Here is a 16617-nt window from a genome sequence, read left to right on the forward strand (position 1 = left end):
CGCGCTTTAGAAAGTTTTGAAGAGAGGACCAAAGATGTCGACGATGGCGATGCCACAACCGACCGCGAGCGAAGCCGCGGTCCGCTACCTCATCACGAACTACAGCCCCAAGGGCAACAAGGTCGGCTGGCTGATGATGGCCTCGATCCTGGTCGAGGCCTGGGATCTCTATTCGATCGCCTTCGTGCTGATCTTCATCAAGGAGCAGTACAATCCCGATCCGCTGATGCTGGGCCTGGCCGCGGCCGGTACGCAAGGCGGCGCCATGATCGGTGCGCTGCTCGGCGGCTGGCTCTCCGACAAGATCGGCCGCCGCGTCATGTTCCTGGTGACGATGGTGATGTTCATCGTGCTGGCGCTGGCGCAGGCCTTCGTGCCCAGCGTCGGCTGGCTCGTCGTGATCCGCTTCCTGCTCGGCGTTCCGCTCGGCTCGGATATTTCGACCGGCTACACCTACATCATGGAATCCATGGCCAAGGGCGAGCGCGAGGTCATGGGCAACCGCTGGCAGTTCATGTTCGCGGTCGGTGAAGTCCTCACCATCGGCGTCATCGTGATCTTCCTGCTGATCGACATGCAGCACGAGATGTTGTGGCGCGTGACGCTCGGCCTCGGGGCGCTGCCGGCGCTGATCATCCTGGTGATGCGCCACGACGTGCCTGAGACGGCGGTGTGGCTGGTGCAGAAGGGACGCTACCGCGAGGCCAAGCAGGTCGCGCGCGAGATGTTCAACGACGATCTCGCCATGCTGCCGGACCATGACGTGGAGGTGCCCAAGGTCTCGACCCGCGCGTTCCTCGCCGACCTTAAGAAGGATCCGATCCGCTGGCGCGCCACGATCTACGGCTGGATCGCCTGCTTCGCGCAGGCCAGCGAGTTCTCGACCTTCGCGTTCTACCTGCCGGTGCTCTTTGTGATGGTCGGCGTGTCGAGCGTGCTCGGCATCAATCTGGTGACGATGGCGCTGTTCTCCTTCGCCGCCGTGTCGGGCTGGGTCGGTCCGCTGCTGACGCCGAAGATCGGCCATCGCGGCATCTCGATCGCGGGCTTCTCGATCGTGCTGGCCTCGCTGCTGGTTGCCGCCTTCGCGCTCTACACCGACAACAAGATCCTGCTGCCGTTCGCGGCTGCCGCCATGCTGTGGGGCCATTATTGGGACGCGTCGAACTGCATGACGATCCCGACCATGGTCGCCAAGCCGAAATACCGCGGCACCGCCAGCGGCTTCGCCTACATGTTCGTGAAGTTGCCGTCGTTCCTCGCGATCTTCCTGTTCCCGACGGTGTTCGCTGCAATCGGGCAGGCGAATGCCACGCTGATGGTCGCGATCTTCCCGCTGATCGGATTGCTCGCCGCGATCTTCATCCTGCCGGAAGTCTACGGCTACGAGAACGATTGATCTCGCAAGCTACCTGATCGCGGCCGCCAAGGCCGCGATCAGGGCCGGTGGCGTCACCAGCAGTCCGAGCTTGAGGAACGGCCAGGCGCCGACCTCGATCTTCTCCCGCCGCAGCGCCACCAGCCACAGGATGGTGGCGAGCGAACCGGTCACCGACAGATTGGGCCCGAGATCGACGCCGATCAGGATGGCGCTGACGACCGGCGCGGGTAAATGATGGCTGGCGGCGACCGAGCCGGCAACGAGGCCAACGGGAAGATTGTTGGCGATGTTGTCGGCGACCGCGGTGGCGATGCCGACGCTCCAGGCCGCCTTCGTCACGGATTGCCCGACAGCTTCATGCAGCAGCGCGCTGAGTTGCCCGATCACGCCGGTCTTGATCAGCGCTTCCACCATCACGAACAGCCCGCCGACCAGCGGCAGCACGCTCCAGGAGACGCCGCCCAGCACAGGTACCGGCGATTGCCGGCTGACCAGCAGCACGATTGCGGCCGTCACCACGCCGCAGACGAAGGTCGGCAGGCCCAATTGCTTGTCCAGCGCGGAGGCCGTGACCAGCACGATTCCGATCGCCGCGATGCCGATGGCCGTCAGCTTGCCGCCGCGGCCGAGTTTTGGATGCGGCACGCTGCGCGCGATCGTCTCTTCCTTCAGGGCGCGGTGCTGGGTCAGGCGCAGCACGACATAGGTCAGCAGGATCGAGGCCGCCGAGGGCAGGGCGAACAGGCGCAGCCATTCGGTGAGCGCAGGGATGTGGGCCCCGAACACGACGAGATTGGCCGGGTTGGAGATCGGCAGCACGAAGCTTGCTGCGTTGGCGATGAAGGCGCAGACGAAGAGATAAGGCAGCGGCTTGGCGCCGGCTGCGCGCGTCGCGGCATAGACGGCGGGCGTCAGCACGATCGCGGTGGCGTCGTTCGAGAGCAGGACGGTGACGAGCGTGCCGACGATGTAGATCAGCAGGAACAGCCGCTGCGGCGAGCCGCCGGCATATTCCACGGCGAGCGCCGCGAGATAGTCGAACAGGCCCTCGAGCCGCGCCAGCTCGGCGATCAGCATCATGCCGATCAGGAAGAGATAGACATCGACGCCTTTCTCGATGCCGGTGAGCGCATCCTGCCACGGCAGCAGGCCGAGCAGCACCAGCGCGCCGGCGCCGATGACGGCCCAGATCGCCTCCGGCAGGCGAAAGGGCCGGATGATGACGCCCGCGGTCGCGGCGACGATGATGCTCCAGGCCAGGATGGCGTCAGACGGCACGGTCAGTCCTCGAAGTGGGAAGGCTTCATTCGGGAGCGATAGCGGAAGCCGATGCCGATGTCTTCCCCCGCGGGCGCGGACGGCTATCTGCGATTTGCCGCGTCTCGGCCCGAGCTTCAGTCCACAATGTTGCTCAAAAGCCTGTGGGGTTAGGGCGCCGCGATAGCGCCGTCGTTGCGAGCGGAGCGAAGCAATCCAGACTGTCTCCGCGGAGCGAGTTCTGGATTGCTTCGTCGCAAGAGCTCCTCGCAATGACGGAATCTGTGGAGGCGTCTCGCGATGTTCACTCTCACCGCGCCATCGACAGCTTTGCCGTGATCGCCTTGCGCAAGATGCGCGACAGCGCTTCGACCGAATACGGCTTCTGGATCAGCTCGAAACCGCGATCGGCGTTCTCGGCGAGAACGTTGCTGTAACCAGAGGTGAGCACGACGGGCAGGCCCGGATAGCGTTCGCGGATGATGCCGGCGAGCTCGACGCCGTTCATGCCGGGCATGATGACGTCGGAGAAGACGAGATCGACGGCGAACTCGTTCTCGCCGAGGATGGCGAGCGCCGCATTGGCGTTGGCGGCGCGGCGGACGACATAACCGAGGTCTTCCAGCAGCTCCGTGGAGAACCGGCCGACCTCGTCGTCGTCTTCCACTACGAGCACGCGATAGCCGCGCCCGGTGGACGCGGCCTCATAGGTCAGCGCCGCGGCTTCCTGATCCGTCGCGGGGCTTTGCGCCCGCGGCAGATAGATGGTGAAGGTCGCGCCTTCACCATGCTTGCTCGTCACGGCGATGTCGCCCTCGGACTGCTTTGCGAAGCCGAAGGCCTGGCTCAGGCCGAGGCCGGTGCCCTTGCCGACCTCCTTGGTGGTGAAGAACGGTTCGAAGATGGCTTCCATGTTTTCAGGCGCGATGCCGCTTCCGGTGTCGGCGACCGAGATCGCGACATAGTCGCCGCCGCGCGCCGGTTGCGCGCGCAGGTTAGGGATGCCCTGAACCTTCCGGACCGCGATGGTGAGGCGGCCTTCGCCGTCCATGGCGTCGCGCGCGTTGATCGCGAGGTTGATCAGCGCGGTCTCGAATTGCGCGATATCGGCGACCGTGAAGCAGTCGCCATCGTGAACCTCCACCGCGATTTCGATGCGAGCACCGACCAGCGGCCGGACCAGTTGCGCGACGCCTTCAACCTGGCTGGCGACGTTGAAGATCTGCGGTTTGAGCGGCTGCCGGCGCGCAAACGCCAGCAACTGGGCGGTCAGCTTGGAGGCACGCTCGACCGTGTCGGAGATGGCATCGACATAGCGGCGGCGGCGTTCCTCCGGCAGCTCGCGGCGGCGCAGGAAATCGGTGGCCGAGCGGATGATGGTGAGCAGATTGTTGAAGTCGTGCGCGACGCCGCCGGTGAGCTGGCCGATCGCCTCCATCTTCTGCGATTGCCGCAACGCTTCCTCGCCGCGGCGGCGCTCGGTGATGTCGACAGCCTCGGGCACCGCGCCGGTGATGTTGCCGTGGCGGTCGAGCACCGGGCGCATGCCGAACTCGAAATCGCGCTCGCCGATGGGAAGGCGCAGGCGCATCTCCAGCCGCACGGCTTCGCCCTTGAGCACGGTGTCGAAGGCCTCGCACACCCGCGCGCTCATGCCGTCCGTCGTGCTGAACCAGGGCGTCTGCCACAATGGCTTTCCGATCACGTCCGCGGGGCTCGCCTTGATGGCGTCGAGCACGGTCGTATTGGCGTAAAGCAGCTCGCCCCTGAGATTGACGAGGCCCTGATATTGGTTGCTGGTCTCCAGGATCGCGCGCAGCCGCGCCTCGTTGGACTCGAGCTCGGCGGTGCGCTCGACGATGCGTTCTTCCAGCGTCTCGTTGAGCTGCCGGAGCTCGATTTCGGCCTGCTTGGCCACCGTGATGTCGTGGGCAACCCCGATGAAGCCGATATGCCTGCCGGTCGGGTCCCAGCGCGGCTGCGATTCCGAACGCAGCCAGCGCCACTCGCCGGCGGAATTCTTGTAGCGGGCTTCCAGCACGAACGGTTTGAGCGATGCTTCACCCTGGACGGACTGCTGCAGCACATGCGGCAGGTCGTCCGGATGCAGCACCTTGCGCCAGTCGAAGGAGATGGCCTGGTCGTAGGGCAGGCCGACGAAATCGACATAGGCCTGATTGGCGAAGGACCGTGTGCGGTCGAGCTTGGTGACCCAGATCGGCACCGGCGCGCTGTCGGCGATCAGCCGGAAGCGCTCCTCGCTCTCGCGCAGGGTCTCGCGCACCAGCATCTGGTCGGTGACGTCGATATGGGCGCCTACGAGGCGGAGGGCACGGCCGTCACGATCGCGCTCGATCTTGGCGACGACTCGGATCCAGCGGGTCTCGCCGTCGCTGGGACGGATGATGCGGTATTCGGCGGTGTAGTCCTCGCTCGTGCCGGACAGCGCATCGATGAAGTGCTTTACCGCAGCGTCGCGGTCGTCGGGATGAACGCGATTGATCCAATCCTCGTGCGACTCGCCGGCAGCTTCCGGCGGCAGGCCGTGGAGCATCAGATATTCCGGCGAACGGCGGTTCTTGAAGCCTTCGCGGAAGTCGACTTCGAGACCGCCGACCTTGCCGATGCGCTGGATGCGCGCAAGCTCGGCTTCGCGTTCCTGGAGCGCGCGATAGGCGTTGTCACGCTCGCGCGCGACATCTTCCAGGTGCTGGCGCAGCCTTTCGGCGGCGATGGTCTCGGGCAAAGGATCGTTCAAGGCGTTGGCCGTTGTGATGCGGGAGCGCACGTGGCCGACCGATATTCACACAGACGACGCGTGATGGCCATTGCTCAAAAGGAATATGGAAAGAAAGGCGTCGCCGAATGCAGTATGGTGGGCATCAACGAACGCCAAGTCTGGCTATTTGTTCCGAACCTTGGAACGATGAGCCCTCCGGGCGCGTATCTCCGGGGCGCCACAACTTTCATTGCCAAAAGCTCCCTTTCCGAAGAGGCTAAATCTTGAAGCTTTTTGTCTGCCAGGCCTGCGGCAACGTCCTCTATTTCGAGAACCGCGCCTGCGAACGCTGCGGCCATCGGGTCGCCTTCCTGCCGGAGAAGGAGACGATGTCGGCGATCGAGCCCGACGGAGAGGCCTGGAAGACGCTGGCGACCAAGGGCGAAAGTCGCATGCTGTGCAGCAATGCCGAGCACGATTCGTGCAACTGGCTGACGGATGCAGGTGATACCACCGGCTATTGCCGCGCCTGCCGCCATAACGGCGTCGTGCCGGACCTGTCGGATCAGGCGCAACTCGCCGGCTGGCGTGAGCTGGAGATGGCGAAGCACCGGCTGTTCTATTCCCTGATCCGCTGGAAGCTGCCGCTCCAGACCCGGCAGGACGATCCCGAACATGGCCTGATCTTCAATTTCCTCGCCGACGATCCGCAGAGCGGGCAGAAGGTCCTGACCGGCCACGACAACGGCCTGATCACGATCGCGCTGACCGAGGCCGACGACATCGAGCGCGAGCGGCGCAGGCTGGAGATGGGCGAGCCCTACCGGACGCTGCTCGGGCATTTCCGCCACGAGGTCGGGCACTATTTCTGGGACGTGCTGGTGCGCGACGGCGGCAAGCTGGACGAATGCCGCGCCGTCTTCGGCGACGATTCCGCCGATTACGGCCAGTCCTTGCAGCGCCACTATGCCGAAGGCGCCCCGCCGGACTGGCAGCAGAACTACGTCTCGGCCTACGCGACCACGCATCCGTGGGAAGATTTCGCCGAGACCTGGGCGCACTATCTTCACATCGTCGACACCCTGGAGATGGCTAGCGAGTTCGGCATGGAGGTGCGGCCCAAGGTGGATCGCGACGGGGAGTTGACGACGCGCATCCGCTTCAACCCTTACGAAGCGAGGGACGTCGAGGCGATCGTCAACGCATGGCTGCCCTTCACCTTCGCCATGAACAGCGTCAACCGCGCCATGGGCATGCGCGACCTCTATCCGTTCATCCTCTCGCCGGTCGTCGTCGACAAGCTCGGCTTCATTCACGGCCTGGTCCGGAACGTGGGCAAGGCCGGGAAGCCGTAGGCCGTCCGGGAGCCTGCAAAGCCCGTTTCGGTCTTGCTTCGGTCTTGCGCTGGTACGCCAGAGGGGCCGGATTTTGACCGTTGCCTCCGGCCTATTTTGATGTACCACGGGAGCCACACGGCCCATCCCATAGGCTCCAACGGCCAGGGAAGGGTCCCGCCCCAAGGTCGAGACTCAAGAAAAGCATGTTCAAACGCATTCTGATCGCCAATCGCGGCGAAATCGCCTGGCGGGTCATCAAGACCGCTCGCCGCATGGGAGTTCAGACGGTCGCGGTCTATTCTGAGGCCGACCGCGACGCTCTCCATGTCGAGATGGCCGACGAGGCCGTGCTGATCGGGCCGCCAGCTGCGGCCGAGAGTTATCTGGTGATCGAGAAGATCGTGGAGGCCTGCCGCAAGATGGGCGCCGAGGCGGTGCATCCCGGTTACGGCTTCCTGTCCGAGCGCGAGGCGTTTCCGCGCGCGCTGGAGGCGGCCGGCATCGTCTTCATCGGCCCTAACCCGGGCGCGATCGCGGCGATGGGCGACAAGATCGAATCCAAGAGGGCTGCCGCGAAGGCAAAAGTCTCGACCGTGCCCGGCTATCTCGGCGTCATCGAGGACGCCACGCACGCGGTCAAGATCGCCGACGAGATCGGCTATCCCGTGATGATCAAGGCCTCCGCCGGCGGCGGCGGCAAGGGCATGCGCATCGCGCATTCGACCTCCGAGGTCGCCGAGGGCTTCAACCTCGCCAAGGCCGAGGCCAAGGCCTCGTTCGGCGACGACCGGGTCTTCATCGAGAAGTTCATTGTCGATCCCCGCCATATCGAGATCCAGCTGCTCGGCGACAAGCACGGCAACGTGATCTATCTCGGCGAGCGCGAATGCTCGATCCAGCGCCGCAACCAGAAGGTCATCGAGGAAGCGCCGTCGCCGCTGCTCGACGAAGCCACCCGCCGCAAGATGGGCGAGCAGGCGGTCGCACTCGCTAAGGCGGTGAATTACGACTCCGCCGGCACCGTCGAATTCGTCGCGGGGCAGGACAAGAGCTTCTACTTCCTCGAGATGAACACGCGCCTCCAGGTCGAGCATCCCGTTACCGAGCTCGTCACCGGCGTCGACCTCGTCGAGCAGATGCTCCGCGTCGCCGCCGGCGAGAAGCTCGCCATTGCGCAGAAGGACGTCACGCTGACCGGCTGGGCAGTGGAGTCGCGCCTCTACGCCGAGGACCCGTTCCGCAACTTCCTGCCCTCGATCGGTCGCCTGGTGAAATACCGTCCGCCGGCGGAAGCGAGCCAGGACGGCATCACCGTGCGCAACGACACCGGCGTGCAGGAGGGCGGCGAGATCTCGATCCATTACGATCCGATGATCGCCAAGCTCGTCACCCACGCGCCGTCGCGCGCGGCCGCGATCGAGGCGCAGGCCACCGCGCTGGACTCGTTCTACGTGGACGGTATCCGTCACAACATCCCGTTCCTGTCGGCGCTGATGCATCATCCGCGCTGGCGCGAAGGCCGGCTCTCCACCGGCTTCATCGCCGAGGAATTCCCCAAGGGCTTTGCCGTGCGCGTGCCGGAAGGCGAGGTCGCACGGCGGCTTGCCGCGGTCGGCGCCGCCATCGATCACGTGCTCGGCGAGCGTAAGCGGCAGATCTCGGGTCAGATGGGCGGCCGCATCGTGCAGCGCGAGCGTCGCCGTGCGGTCTGGCTCGACCGTCAGGAGATCCTGCTGGAGATCGCGCGCGAGGGCGAGGCGGTCGCGGTGCGTTTCCTCGATGCCGACGGCAAGGCCGGCAATGCGCATCTGTTGCAATCGCCGTGGAAGCCGGGCGATCCGGTCTGGCAGGGCACCATCGACGGGCACGTGGTCGTAGTGCAGGTGCGTCCGATCGCGAACGGCATCCGCCTCGCGCATCAGGGCGTCGAGGTGCCGGTCTATGTCTGGACCGAAGCGGAAGCAGCCTCGGCGCGGCTGATGCCGGTGACCACGGCTGCCGACACCGGCAAGAAGCTGCTTTGTCCAATGCCCGGTCTCGTGGTCTCGATCGCGGTGACCGAAGGGCAGGAGGTCAAGGCCGGCGAGACGCTCGCGGTGGTCGAAGCCATGAAGATGCAGAACGTGCTGCGCGCCGAGCAGGATGGTACCGTGAAGAAGATCCACGCCACCGCCGGCGCGACGCTCGCGGTGGACGCGCTGATTTTGGAGTTTGCGTAGGGTTTGGGGGGACTCTTGCGAGGGGTCCACTGACTTCGTCATTGCGAGCGCAGCGAAGCAATCCAGACTGCCTCCGCTGAAAGATTCTGGATTGCTTCGCTGCGCTCGCAATGACGGTGTATGTTGCGGCTGCGTCGCAACAGTTGAGAGGGCACCATGACCTTTCGTTCCCGCCGCGAAAAACTGCGATCGATCCTGTCGGGCGGGACGTGCGTCCATCCCGGCTCGGTCTACGACGCCATCTCGATCCGCATCGCCGAGGATCTCGGTTTCCCGCTCGGCATGTTCGGCGGCTCGGTGGCTTCGCTCGCGGTGCTCGGCGACCCCGACATCACGCTGATCACGCTCACCGAGCTTGCCGAGCAGATGCGGCGGATGTCGCGTGCGGCAGCACTTCCGGTGCTGGTCGATGCCGATCACGGCTATGGCAACGCGCTCAACGTGCGCCGCACGGTGCAGGAGCTGGAAACGGCGGGCGCCGCCGGCCTCACCATCGAGGACACGCTGCTGCCGGCTGGCTTCGGCGAAGCGAAGACGCAGCTGATCTCGCTGGAGGAGGGCGTCGGCAAGATGAAGGCGGCACTCGACGGCCGCGGCGATCCTTCGCTCGTCATCATGGGGCGCACCGGTGCGGCCTCGATCACCTCGATCGAGGATGCGATCCGCCGCGCCAGGGCTTATGAGGCTACCGGCGTCGATGCGCTGTTCTTCACCGGCATCAAGTCGCGCGCCGAGCTCGAGGCCATCGCATCTGCGACGCGCCTGCCGATCGTGCTCGGCGGCGCGTCGGAGGAGTTGAACGTGCTCGAATACCTCGCTGGCCAGCGCGTGCGCATCGCGCTTCAGGGCCACGCGCCGATCGCGGCCGCAACGCAGGCCGTCTACGAGACGCAGAAGGCGCTGCGCGACGGCACTGCGCCGAAGAATCTCAAAGGCCTTCCGTCGTCGGACTTGACCAGCCGCGTCACGCGCGAGGCCGAGGTCAAGGCGCGCAGCGCCCTTATCCTCGGACTGAAACAATGAGCCGGGCGATCCTCCAGGTCATGATCCGCGGCCGCGTGCAGGGCGTCGGCTACCGGGCCTGGCTCGAATATCAGGCGACGACGTGCGGCCTCGAAGGCTGGGTCCGCAACCGCCGTGACGGCAGCGTCGAAGCGCTGTTCGCGGGGCCGCCGAAGCACGTCGCCGACATGGTGGCGCTGTGCCGCCACGGCCCGCCGTCCTCGCGCGTCGACAGTGTCACCAGCGAGACGGCCGATGTCGATGAGCTGAACTTGCGCCGGGCGGGGGAGGCGTTTTCGGTGTTGCCGACGGTGTAGCTGAAGAATTACCGCGGCAGCTTGGCGATCGCTTCGCTCAATTCGTGGATCTCGTAGGGCTTGCGCAGGATCGGGAAATCGCCGCGCACGCCGGCGGCGACTTCGCTGTAGCCGGTGGCGAGCAGGATCGGCAGGCCGGGGCGGATCTGGCGGAGGTGATGGGCGAGGCTGAGTCCGTCCATCTTGCCGGGCATGACGATATCCGAGAACACGAAGTCGACGCCGTTCTTCTCTATCTCGCTCAAAGCGGCTTCGGCGTCCGCGACCCGGCGCACCTGATAGCCGAGCTGCTCCAGAAGGCCGATGCTGACGGCGGCGACGTCCGGATTGTCCTCGACCAGCAGCACCGTGCCGCTGCCTTGGAACGCCGGTTCTCCCGCCGCCTCGCGCGACGGTTCGTCTTCTCCGCGCGGCAGGAGAATGGTGAAGGTCGTGCCCTTGCCGAGCGCGCTCGCGACCCGCACCGTGCCGCCGGCCTGATGGGCGAAGCCGTGCACCTGCGAGAGACCGAGGCCGGTGCCCTTTCCGATCGGCTTGGTTGTGAAGAACGGCTCGAAGATCTTGTCGAGAACGTCGGAGGGAATGCCGAGGCCGGTATCGCTGACGTCGATCGCGATGAATTGGCCCACGAGGGGGTCCTCGTCGAGCACGAGATTGCGCGCTGCGATCGTCACCGTGCCTCCGTCGGGCATCGCGTCGCGGGCATTGATGACGAGGTTGAGCAGCGCGGTCTCGAGCTCGGAAACGTCGGTCCTGATCGGCCAGACGTCGCCGCGGACGTCGAAGGCCAGGCGCACGGAGCTGCCGACGCCGGCATCGAGCACCTCGCGGATCGCCGCGATGCGGTCGGCGAAGTCGATCGCCTGCGGATTGACGCTCTGCCGCCGTGCGAAGGTGAGGAGCTGGTTGGTCAGCGCCGCGCCGCGCCTGGTGGCGGTCTCGATCGCCGAGATCGCGCGCAGCAGCTTGGCTTCGTCGTTGGCCCCTCGCTTCAGCATGTGCAGGCTGCCGCTGATGATCATCAGGAGGTTGTTGAAGTCGTGGGCGACCCCGCCGGTGAGCTGGCCGAGCGCATCGAATTTCTGGGATTCGGCGAGCTGCTTCTGCATCGCCTCGAGCTTGAGCTGGGTGTTGCGGCGCTCGGTGATGTCGCGCGTGATCTTGGCGAAGCCGACCAGCTCGCCGGCCTCGTAGATCGGATCGATCACGACGCTCGCCCAGAAGAAGGTGCCATCCTTGCGGACGCGCCAGCCTTCCTCCTCATAGCGGCCCTTTTCCCGCGCGATGCCGAGTGCACGGGCGGGCTTGCCGTTGGCGCGGTCGGTCTCGGTGTAGAAACGGGAAAAGTGCTGGCCGAGGATCTCCCCAGGCGAATAGCCCTTGATGCGCTCGCCGCCGATGTTCCAGCTGGTGATTCTCCCGGTGGGATCCAGCATGTAGAGCGCGTAGTCCGCAACTCCTTCAACTAACAGGCGGAAACTGCGTTCGCTTTCGAACAAGTCCCTCTGCTGACTAGACTTCTCGACCATTCCCGGACCCTGCCTCAACGGGGGCAAACGCAGCACGTGGCGGATTGTTCCCGGAGGTTGAAACATTTTTAGGCAACATTGCGAGCCCGTATGCAGGACGCAAACCAGCAGACGCTCGCAGCGTTAGAGGCGATCTTGTAAACGGGGTCAGACCGCCGCCACGCTCCGAAACGTCGCCGCCACCGCGCGCAATGCCGCGAGCTTGGCGGGATCGCTGACCTTCGAATGGAGCATCACCTTCGAGCTGCCGAGTTTTGGCAGCTTGTTGGCGAGGCCGACATCGACCAATCCGGGAGGTGCGATCCGCCGCGCCAGCGGTGCGATTGCAAGTCCGGCAAGTGCGGCCGCGACCACCGCCGTGACGCCGCCGCCGACAAAACGCTCGCGCCAGGCGAGGCCGGCCTTGTCGAGCGCGCGCACGGCGATGGCGCGGACCCCGCAGGGCGGGGCGAGCGTCGCGAGCGGCAAAGGCTGCCCCTTTGGCACGGTGAAGCGTCTCGATGCGAACCAGCCGAATTCGTCCTCGGCCAGCTTCTCTCCGCCGCGTCGGCTGCCTTCCTGGCGCACGATCACCGCATCCAGTTGGCCAGCATCATAGGCCTCCTGCATCTCGCGCGAGAAGCCGATGGTGACGGCGAGCGTGAGGTTCGACGACATCGCATGCAGGCGTTCAAGCAGCGGTACCAGCTCCGGCCCCGCAGCATGGTCGGAGATGCCGAGCGAGAGCGACTGCGCGACTGAGGCCTCGCCCGATAGCGCGCGATCATGCGCCGCGATCAGCGCGCGGGCGCGATCGAGGAACGTCGCGCCGTCTGCCGTGAGCCGGACCGCGCGTGGCGAGCGCTCGACGAGACGTTTTCCCAGCAGTGTCTCCAGCCGCTGCAGCTTGAGGCTGACGGCCGCCTGAGTCGTGCCAAGCGCTTCGGCGGTCCGCGTAAAACTCTGGAGGTCGGCGACCAGCAGGAAGGCCTGGACGGTGGCGATATCGAGCGTTGCTGTCATTATGACATCTTATCACTGGTATCAACAGAGATAAGATACCAAAATGTCGATGGCGGGTCTAGCTTCTCCCCAACGCCGCGCAACACCTGCGCGACATCCGAGGAGAACGACCATGCCGCTGATCACCGTGTCCTACACCACCTCCCGCCAGTCGCCCTCCCTGAAGGCCGACATCGCGAGCGCCGTGTCCGAGCTCACCGCCAAAATCCTGCACAAGGATCCTGAGGTCACCGCCATCATCGTGAAGTCGGTGGAGGCGGGCGACTGGTTCGCCGGCGGCAAGTCGCTCGCGGAGCAAAAGCTCGCGAGCTACTGGATCGACATCCACGTCAGCGAAGGCACCAACACCAAGGACGAGAAGGCCGCCTATCTCGCCGCGATGTTCCAGCGCATGGCCGGGATCCTGGGCCCGCTGCATCACGAGACCTATCTGCATGTCGACGAGGTCAAGGGCGACGCCTATGGCTTTGGCGGCCTGACCCAGGAGCGGCGCTACATCGCCGGCAAGCTCGAGGTTTCGCCGGAGAAGGCATGAGGAGCGAGGCCGCGGGTGAACAACCGCACCCGCGGCCTCAACCGGCTGCCAGGGATCGTCAGCTCGCTATGCGAAACTGAACTTCGTCCTTGTTCAGGAAACAGGTCTTGTCGAACAGCTTCAAATCGAGCGGGTTCGGCAGCCTGACATCGTCCAGGTCAGGGCAGGATTTGAGCGAGGGATCATAGGAACGGTCGATCTGCGAGATGAAGACAACGATCAATCCCTTGTCGCGCGCGAATGATTTCAACGCGCGCACCTGAACGGTGAGGTCGGGATTTTCCCGCCGCTGATCGAGCAGTTGCAGATAGTCGATCACCACGACCGTGCCGCGCGGTGCTGCGGCCATCTGCTTGACGACGTAATCGGCACTGATGACGTCGGAGCAATCGACCTCGAAGAGTTTTTCGAATTGCGCTGGATCCGCGCCGATCGCCCGAAAACGATCCAGAACGTCTTTCTCGGTGTATTCGAGCGAGAAGAACGCGGCGCGGTGGCCCGACCGCATCGCCTCCACGGCAAGCCCGAGGCTCATCAGGGTCTTGCCCTGGCCGGGGCGCGCGCCGACCAGCACCAGGTCACCCGGTTGGAATTGCGGAAAAAGCCTGTTGGCCGGCGTCGCTGCGGCAGCTTTCGCCGCGAGCATGCTCCAGGCGGAAAATCCTTCCGTCGCGGCGATACGGTCGAGCGCATCGTGCAGCGGAATGCCTTCCCCGCGGGACAGGCGCTTCGCTCTTCGCTTCAGATGATAGATGGGTGCAGACAGTCTCATCGCTAAACCTCCCATTGCGAGCTGAAACGCAACCCCTCCTTATGCCTGGCGCTCGAACAGTCGGTCCGATGATCAATTCGCCCGGTATGAAATGTACTTTCCCGGCGGAGGGGGGAGGCGTGGGCGACACCGGAATCGAGCGTAGCTGATTCCGGGTTTGCGGAGAATGAGAGAGACCAGAAGTTAGGCCGCCGCTTCCGGCACAAGCGCCCGGGTCGGCCCGAACAGCTCCTCGAAGGCCTGCCGGAGCGCGACGTCGACATCGGCCATCGTCACGAGCTGGCCGAGATCGACCAGCGAGGTGACGCCGTAGCGGGGATCGGCGACGCCGCAGGGCACGATGCCGGCGAAATGCGACAGCTCCGGCTCGACATTGATGGCGATGCCATGAAACGAGACCCAGCGCTTCAGCCGGACGCCGATGGCCGCGATCTTGTCCTCGTGCTCGGGTCCCTTGTCGGGCCGCTTCACCCAGACACCGACCCGGTCCTCGCGCCGCTCGCCACGGATGTTGAAGGCGGCGAGTGTCCGCAGAATCAGCTCCTCCAGGCTCGCGACATAGGCCCGGACGTCCGGGCGCCGGCGCTTCAGGTCGAGCATGACATAGGCCACGCGCTGGCCGGGCCCGTGATAGGTGAGCTGACCGCCGCGCCCGGTGGCAAAGGTCGGGAATCGGGCATCGAGCAGGTCGGTGGCCTTGCCCGAGGTGCCGGAGGTGTAGAGCGGGGGGTGCTCCAGCAGCCAGACCAGCTCCGGGGCTTCACCGGCCGCGATCGCCGTGACGCGCGCCTCCATGTCAGCCACGGCCTCCGGATAGGGCACGGGCGCGTCCGAAATCCGCCACTCCACGGGCTCGCCGGAGGAGGCGGAAAACGACGTCAAATCGAGCTCTTGACGCTGGTTTTGGCGGGGGTTTCGAGGTGAATTAACCATTGGCTAACCATAACCAGGTGATGATCGCAGGCGCAAATTCCAAGTCCCTAGTCCTAGTCCCAAGTTGCGGTGGTCCTGAAGTGCCTACTCTCGACAAAGTCACCGTGGATCTCATGGTCGTCCTCGGGACGACCACCATGCCGATCCATCAGGTATTGCGTCTTTCCCGCGGCGCCATCATCGAGCTGGACGCAACCGAGGCCGACGAGGTCAAGGTTTTGGCCAATAATCTGCCGGTCGCCTCCGGCGTCGTGCTGGTCGACCGCAACCGCATCGCGGTCGAGGTCAAGCAGATGCTGCCACGTATCCCGGGCACGCGGTAGCGGCCCGGGCACGCAGTAGCGGCCCGAGCAGGCGGAAAAGGCCGATCCCGGCGCAAGGAGCCGGAACTTTCCTGCCAAGCTTGTGGAATTCAGGGCCTTTGGAGGCTTGTACCCCTCTGACGGATTTGTTAGATCGGCGCCGTTGATCCGGTTGGCCTTCAAGCCTCAAGCCGGCATCCCCAAAAGCGCTCGTGGCGGAATTGGTAGACGCGCTGCCTTGAGGTGGCAGTGAGTAAAATCGTGGGGGTTCGAGTCCCTCCGAGCGCACCAAGCAAACAGACACGCGAAGGATCTTTTCGCGATCTTCAGTGCCCGCCCGGTTCGCGCTGCGAAGCCTGGAATGGGGTCTCCAGAAGTCTCCGATTTTTGATCTCCCGGCCGAGGGTTCGCTCCGTCGGCGCGGTCCTCGTTCGCGACCCGTCATCACTGCGGCAAGGTCAGCAGGAGCCACGTGCCCGCGGCCACACAGGCGATGCCGGCAGCGCGCGCGATCCAGCGTCCGACCGGCGTGACTTTCTCCAAAAGTACAAGCAACGACAAAAGCGCGATCCAGAGTACGTTCATCACGCCGCCCACGAACAACAGCGCCATCAAAACCCAGCAGCAGCCGACACAATAACCGCCATGCCGAAAACCAAGCAGCACGCATCCTCGCAGCTCGCTGCGAAAGCCGCCGTGGCGCATCAGGAATAGAAACGGCGACTGGCATTGGGCGAGACAGACGTCTTTGAGCCGCGTCCATTGATAGATGCCCGCCGCGATCAGCACGATGGCGCCAAGCACGTTGCTCGCGATCGCCATCCGGGAATTCAGCAGGGCGGCCCGCTCGATCGCCCATTGGAGCAAGGTGGCTGCCAGCGAAAAGCCGCACCAGGCGAAAAGATAACCGGCGGCAAACCAGCCGGTCGCGGCGAATGGCTTGCCTTGCGCTTTGCCCTGTCGGCCTACGCGGGCGTACATCAGGATCATGGGCGCGGCCGAGGGAGCCATCATTCCGATCATCATCACCGCCCACATCAGGAACACATAGGCGAACTCGATCGTTCGCCACGGCGCGTTGGCCGGCAGCATGATTCCGGTCCCGGCCGGGATCATCCGGAACTCGGTCATGTCCATGCCGCCCATGTCCATGTCGTTGGCGAGCCAGAGCACATAGCTCCATGCCAGCGCGACAATGACGCCGATCGCGCCGCCGACGATCCAGCGATCGCGCCGCAGCACGGCTTCCATGGGGCTGTCCGTCATTTGCGATCGATGTTGTGCGATCGATGTCGCCGGCCGCCGATGCAGG

15 protein-coding genes and 1 tRNA gene are annotated in these 16617 nt (G+C 65.0%); 9 read left to right on the forward strand and 7 right to left on the reverse strand.

The features are described 5' to 3' along the window. Nucleotides 1–34 precede the first annotated feature (34 nt). Entirely contained in the window at nt 35–1399 is a 1365-nt protein-coding gene (locus tag BRA1253DRAFT_RS38255) for an MFS transporter (RefSeq protein WP_007603148.1), read from the forward strand. A gap of 9 nt (nt 1400–1408) precedes the next feature. Here BRA1253DRAFT_RS38255 and BRA1253DRAFT_RS38260 read toward each other — a convergent pair whose 3' ends face one another. Both BRA1253DRAFT_RS38260 and BRA1253DRAFT_RS38265 read right to left on the reverse strand, forming a co-directional pair. Continuing rightward, entirely contained in the window at nt 1409–2659 is a 1251-nt protein-coding gene (locus tag BRA1253DRAFT_RS38260; RefSeq protein WP_007603150.1) for an arsenic transporter, read from the reverse strand. A gap of 289 nt (nt 2660–2948) precedes the next feature. Beyond that, a complete protein-coding gene (locus BRA1253DRAFT_RS38265; protein ID WP_007603152.1) occupies nt 2949–5426 on the reverse strand; it encodes a PAS domain S-box protein in 2478 nt (825 codons plus the stop codon). Here BRA1253DRAFT_RS38265 and BRA1253DRAFT_RS44105 point away from each other — a divergent pair, their 5' ends adjacent. The 5 genes from BRA1253DRAFT_RS44105 (at nt 5427) to BRA1253DRAFT_RS38285 (ending at nt 10232) form a co-directional block, all read left to right on the forward strand. Continuing rightward, on the forward strand, nt 5427–5645 hold the full coding sequence (locus BRA1253DRAFT_RS44105) for a hypothetical protein (protein ID WP_157158685.1): 219 nt from the start codon (nt 5427–5429) through the stop codon (nt 5643–5645). Further along, complete coding sequence (locus tag BRA1253DRAFT_RS38270; RefSeq protein WP_007603154.1) at nt 5642–6712, forward strand: putative zinc-binding metallopeptidase; 1071 nt, start codon at nt 5642–5644, stop codon at nt 6710–6712. The genes BRA1253DRAFT_RS44105 and BRA1253DRAFT_RS38270 overlap by 4 nt, the downstream gene beginning before the upstream one ends. 185 nt (nt 6713–6897) lie before the next feature. After that, nucleotides 6898–8913 carry an acetyl/propionyl/methylcrotonyl-CoA carboxylase subunit alpha gene (locus BRA1253DRAFT_RS38275; RefSeq protein ID WP_007603155.1) on the forward strand — a complete coding sequence of 672 codons (2016 nt, stop codon included), beginning with the start codon at nt 6898–6900 and terminating at the stop codon, nt 8911–8913. Between the two features lie 156 nt (nt 8914–9069). Further along, nucleotides 9070–9936, forward strand: a complete 867-nt coding sequence (locus tag BRA1253DRAFT_RS38280; RefSeq protein WP_007603156.1) for an oxaloacetate decarboxylase — start codon at nt 9070–9072, stop codon at nt 9934–9936. Then, complete coding sequence (locus BRA1253DRAFT_RS38285) at nt 9933–10232, forward strand: acylphosphatase (RefSeq protein ID WP_007603158.1); 300 nt, start codon at nt 9933–9935, stop codon at nt 10230–10232. The genes BRA1253DRAFT_RS38280 and BRA1253DRAFT_RS38285 overlap by 4 nt, the downstream gene beginning before the upstream one ends. Nucleotides 10233–10240: 8 nt before the next feature. On the opposite strand, the gene BRA1253DRAFT_RS38290 is transcribed toward BRA1253DRAFT_RS38285, so the two are convergent. Continuing rightward, complete coding sequence (locus BRA1253DRAFT_RS38290) at nt 10241–11761, reverse strand: PAS domain-containing sensor histidine kinase (RefSeq protein ID WP_007603160.1); 1521 nt, start codon at nt 11759–11761, stop codon at nt 10241–10243. A 147-nt stretch (nt 11762–11908) separates the two neighbouring features. Next, entirely contained in the window at nt 11909–12763 is an 855-nt protein-coding gene (locus BRA1253DRAFT_RS38295) for a LysR substrate-binding domain-containing protein (RefSeq protein ID WP_007603162.1), read from the reverse strand. A 112-nt stretch (nt 12764–12875) separates the two neighbouring features. Here BRA1253DRAFT_RS38295 and BRA1253DRAFT_RS38300 point away from each other — a divergent pair, with 112 nt between their 5' ends. Continuing rightward, nucleotides 12876–13298: a 4-oxalocrotonate tautomerase family protein gene (locus BRA1253DRAFT_RS38300; RefSeq protein WP_007603164.1), complete on the forward strand. Its 423-nt coding sequence runs from the start codon at nt 12876–12878 to the stop codon at nt 13296–13298. A 58-nt stretch (nt 13299–13356) separates the two neighbouring features. On the opposite strand, the gene BRA1253DRAFT_RS38305 is transcribed toward BRA1253DRAFT_RS38300, so the two are convergent. Continuing rightward, nucleotides 13357–14070: a DNA helicase gene (locus tag BRA1253DRAFT_RS38305; protein WP_007603166.1), complete on the reverse strand. Its 714-nt coding sequence runs from the start codon at nt 14068–14070 to the stop codon at nt 13357–13359. 183 nt (nt 14071–14253) lie between these two features. Beyond that, nucleotides 14254–15003 (reverse strand): lipoyl(octanoyl) transferase LipB, encoded by a 750-nt coding sequence (gene lipB, locus BRA1253DRAFT_RS38310; RefSeq protein ID WP_007603168.1) that lies wholly within the window; start codon nt 15001–15003, stop codon nt 14254–14256. An 80-nt stretch (nt 15004–15083) separates the two neighbouring features. On the opposite strand from lipB, the gene BRA1253DRAFT_RS38315 reads away from it, so the two are divergent. Together BRA1253DRAFT_RS38315 and BRA1253DRAFT_RS38320 are read left to right on the forward strand one after the other, a co-directional pair. Next, nucleotides 15084–15326 carry a FliM/FliN family flagellar motor switch protein gene (locus tag BRA1253DRAFT_RS38315; RefSeq protein WP_007603171.1) on the forward strand — a complete coding sequence of 81 codons (243 nt, stop codon included), beginning with the start codon at nt 15084–15086 and terminating at the stop codon, nt 15324–15326. Nucleotides 15327–15511: 185 nt separating this feature from the next. Beyond that, a tRNA-Leu gene (locus tag BRA1253DRAFT_RS38320) sits at nt 15512–15596 on the forward strand. 153 nt (nt 15597–15749) lie between these two features. Here the strand turns inward: BRA1253DRAFT_RS38320 and BRA1253DRAFT_RS38325 are convergent. Then, nucleotides 15750–16571: a DUF2182 domain-containing protein gene (locus BRA1253DRAFT_RS38325; protein ID WP_035994739.1), complete on the reverse strand. Its 822-nt coding sequence runs from the start codon at nt 16569–16571 to the stop codon at nt 15750–15752. Between the last annotated feature and the right edge of the window lie 46 nt (nt 16572–16617).

It is taken from the genome of Bradyrhizobium sp. WSM1253, from assembly GCF_000244935.1.
Lineage (GTDB): Bacteria > Pseudomonadota > Alphaproteobacteria > Rhizobiales > Xanthobacteraceae > Bradyrhizobium > Bradyrhizobium canariense.

Excerpts from the sequence above, each read along its gene's own strand:
- BRA1253DRAFT_RS38255 (WP_007603148.1), top strand. The coding sequence starts at position 35 with ATGTCGACGATGGCGATGCCACAACCGACCGCGAGCGAAGCCGCGGTC.
- BRA1253DRAFT_RS38275 (WP_007603155.1), top strand. The coding sequence starts at position 6,898 with ATGTTCAAACGCATTCTGATCGCCAATCGCGGCGAAATCGCCTGGCGG.
- BRA1253DRAFT_RS38280 (WP_007603156.1), top strand. The coding sequence starts at position 9,070 with ATGACCTTTCGTTCCCGCCGCGAAAAACTGCGATCGATCCTGTCGGGC.
- BRA1253DRAFT_RS38285 (WP_007603158.1), top strand. The coding sequence starts at position 9,933 with ATGAGCCGGGCGATCCTCCAGGTCATGATCCGCGGCCGCGTGCAGGGC.
- BRA1253DRAFT_RS38290 (WP_007603160.1), bottom strand. The coding sequence starts at position 11,761 with ATGGTCGAGAAGTCTAGTCAGCAGAGGGACTTGTTCGAAAGCGAACGC.
- BRA1253DRAFT_RS38295 (WP_007603162.1), bottom strand. The coding sequence starts at position 12,763 with ATGACAGCAACGCTCGATATCGCCACCGTCCAGGCCTTCCTGCTGGTC.
- BRA1253DRAFT_RS38300 (WP_007603164.1), top strand. The coding sequence starts at position 12,876 with ATGCCGCTGATCACCGTGTCCTACACCACCTCCCGCCAGTCGCCCTCC.
- BRA1253DRAFT_RS38305 (WP_007603166.1), bottom strand. The coding sequence starts at position 14,070 with ATGAGACTGTCTGCACCCATCTATCATCTGAAGCGAAGAGCGAAGCGC.
- lipB (WP_007603168.1), bottom strand. The coding sequence starts at position 15,003 with ATGGTTAATTCACCTCGAAACCCCCGCCAAAACCAGCGTCAAGAGCTC.
- BRA1253DRAFT_RS38325 (WP_035994739.1), bottom strand. The coding sequence starts at position 16,571 with ATGACGGACAGCCCCATGGAAGCCGTGCTGCGGCGCGATCGCTGGATC.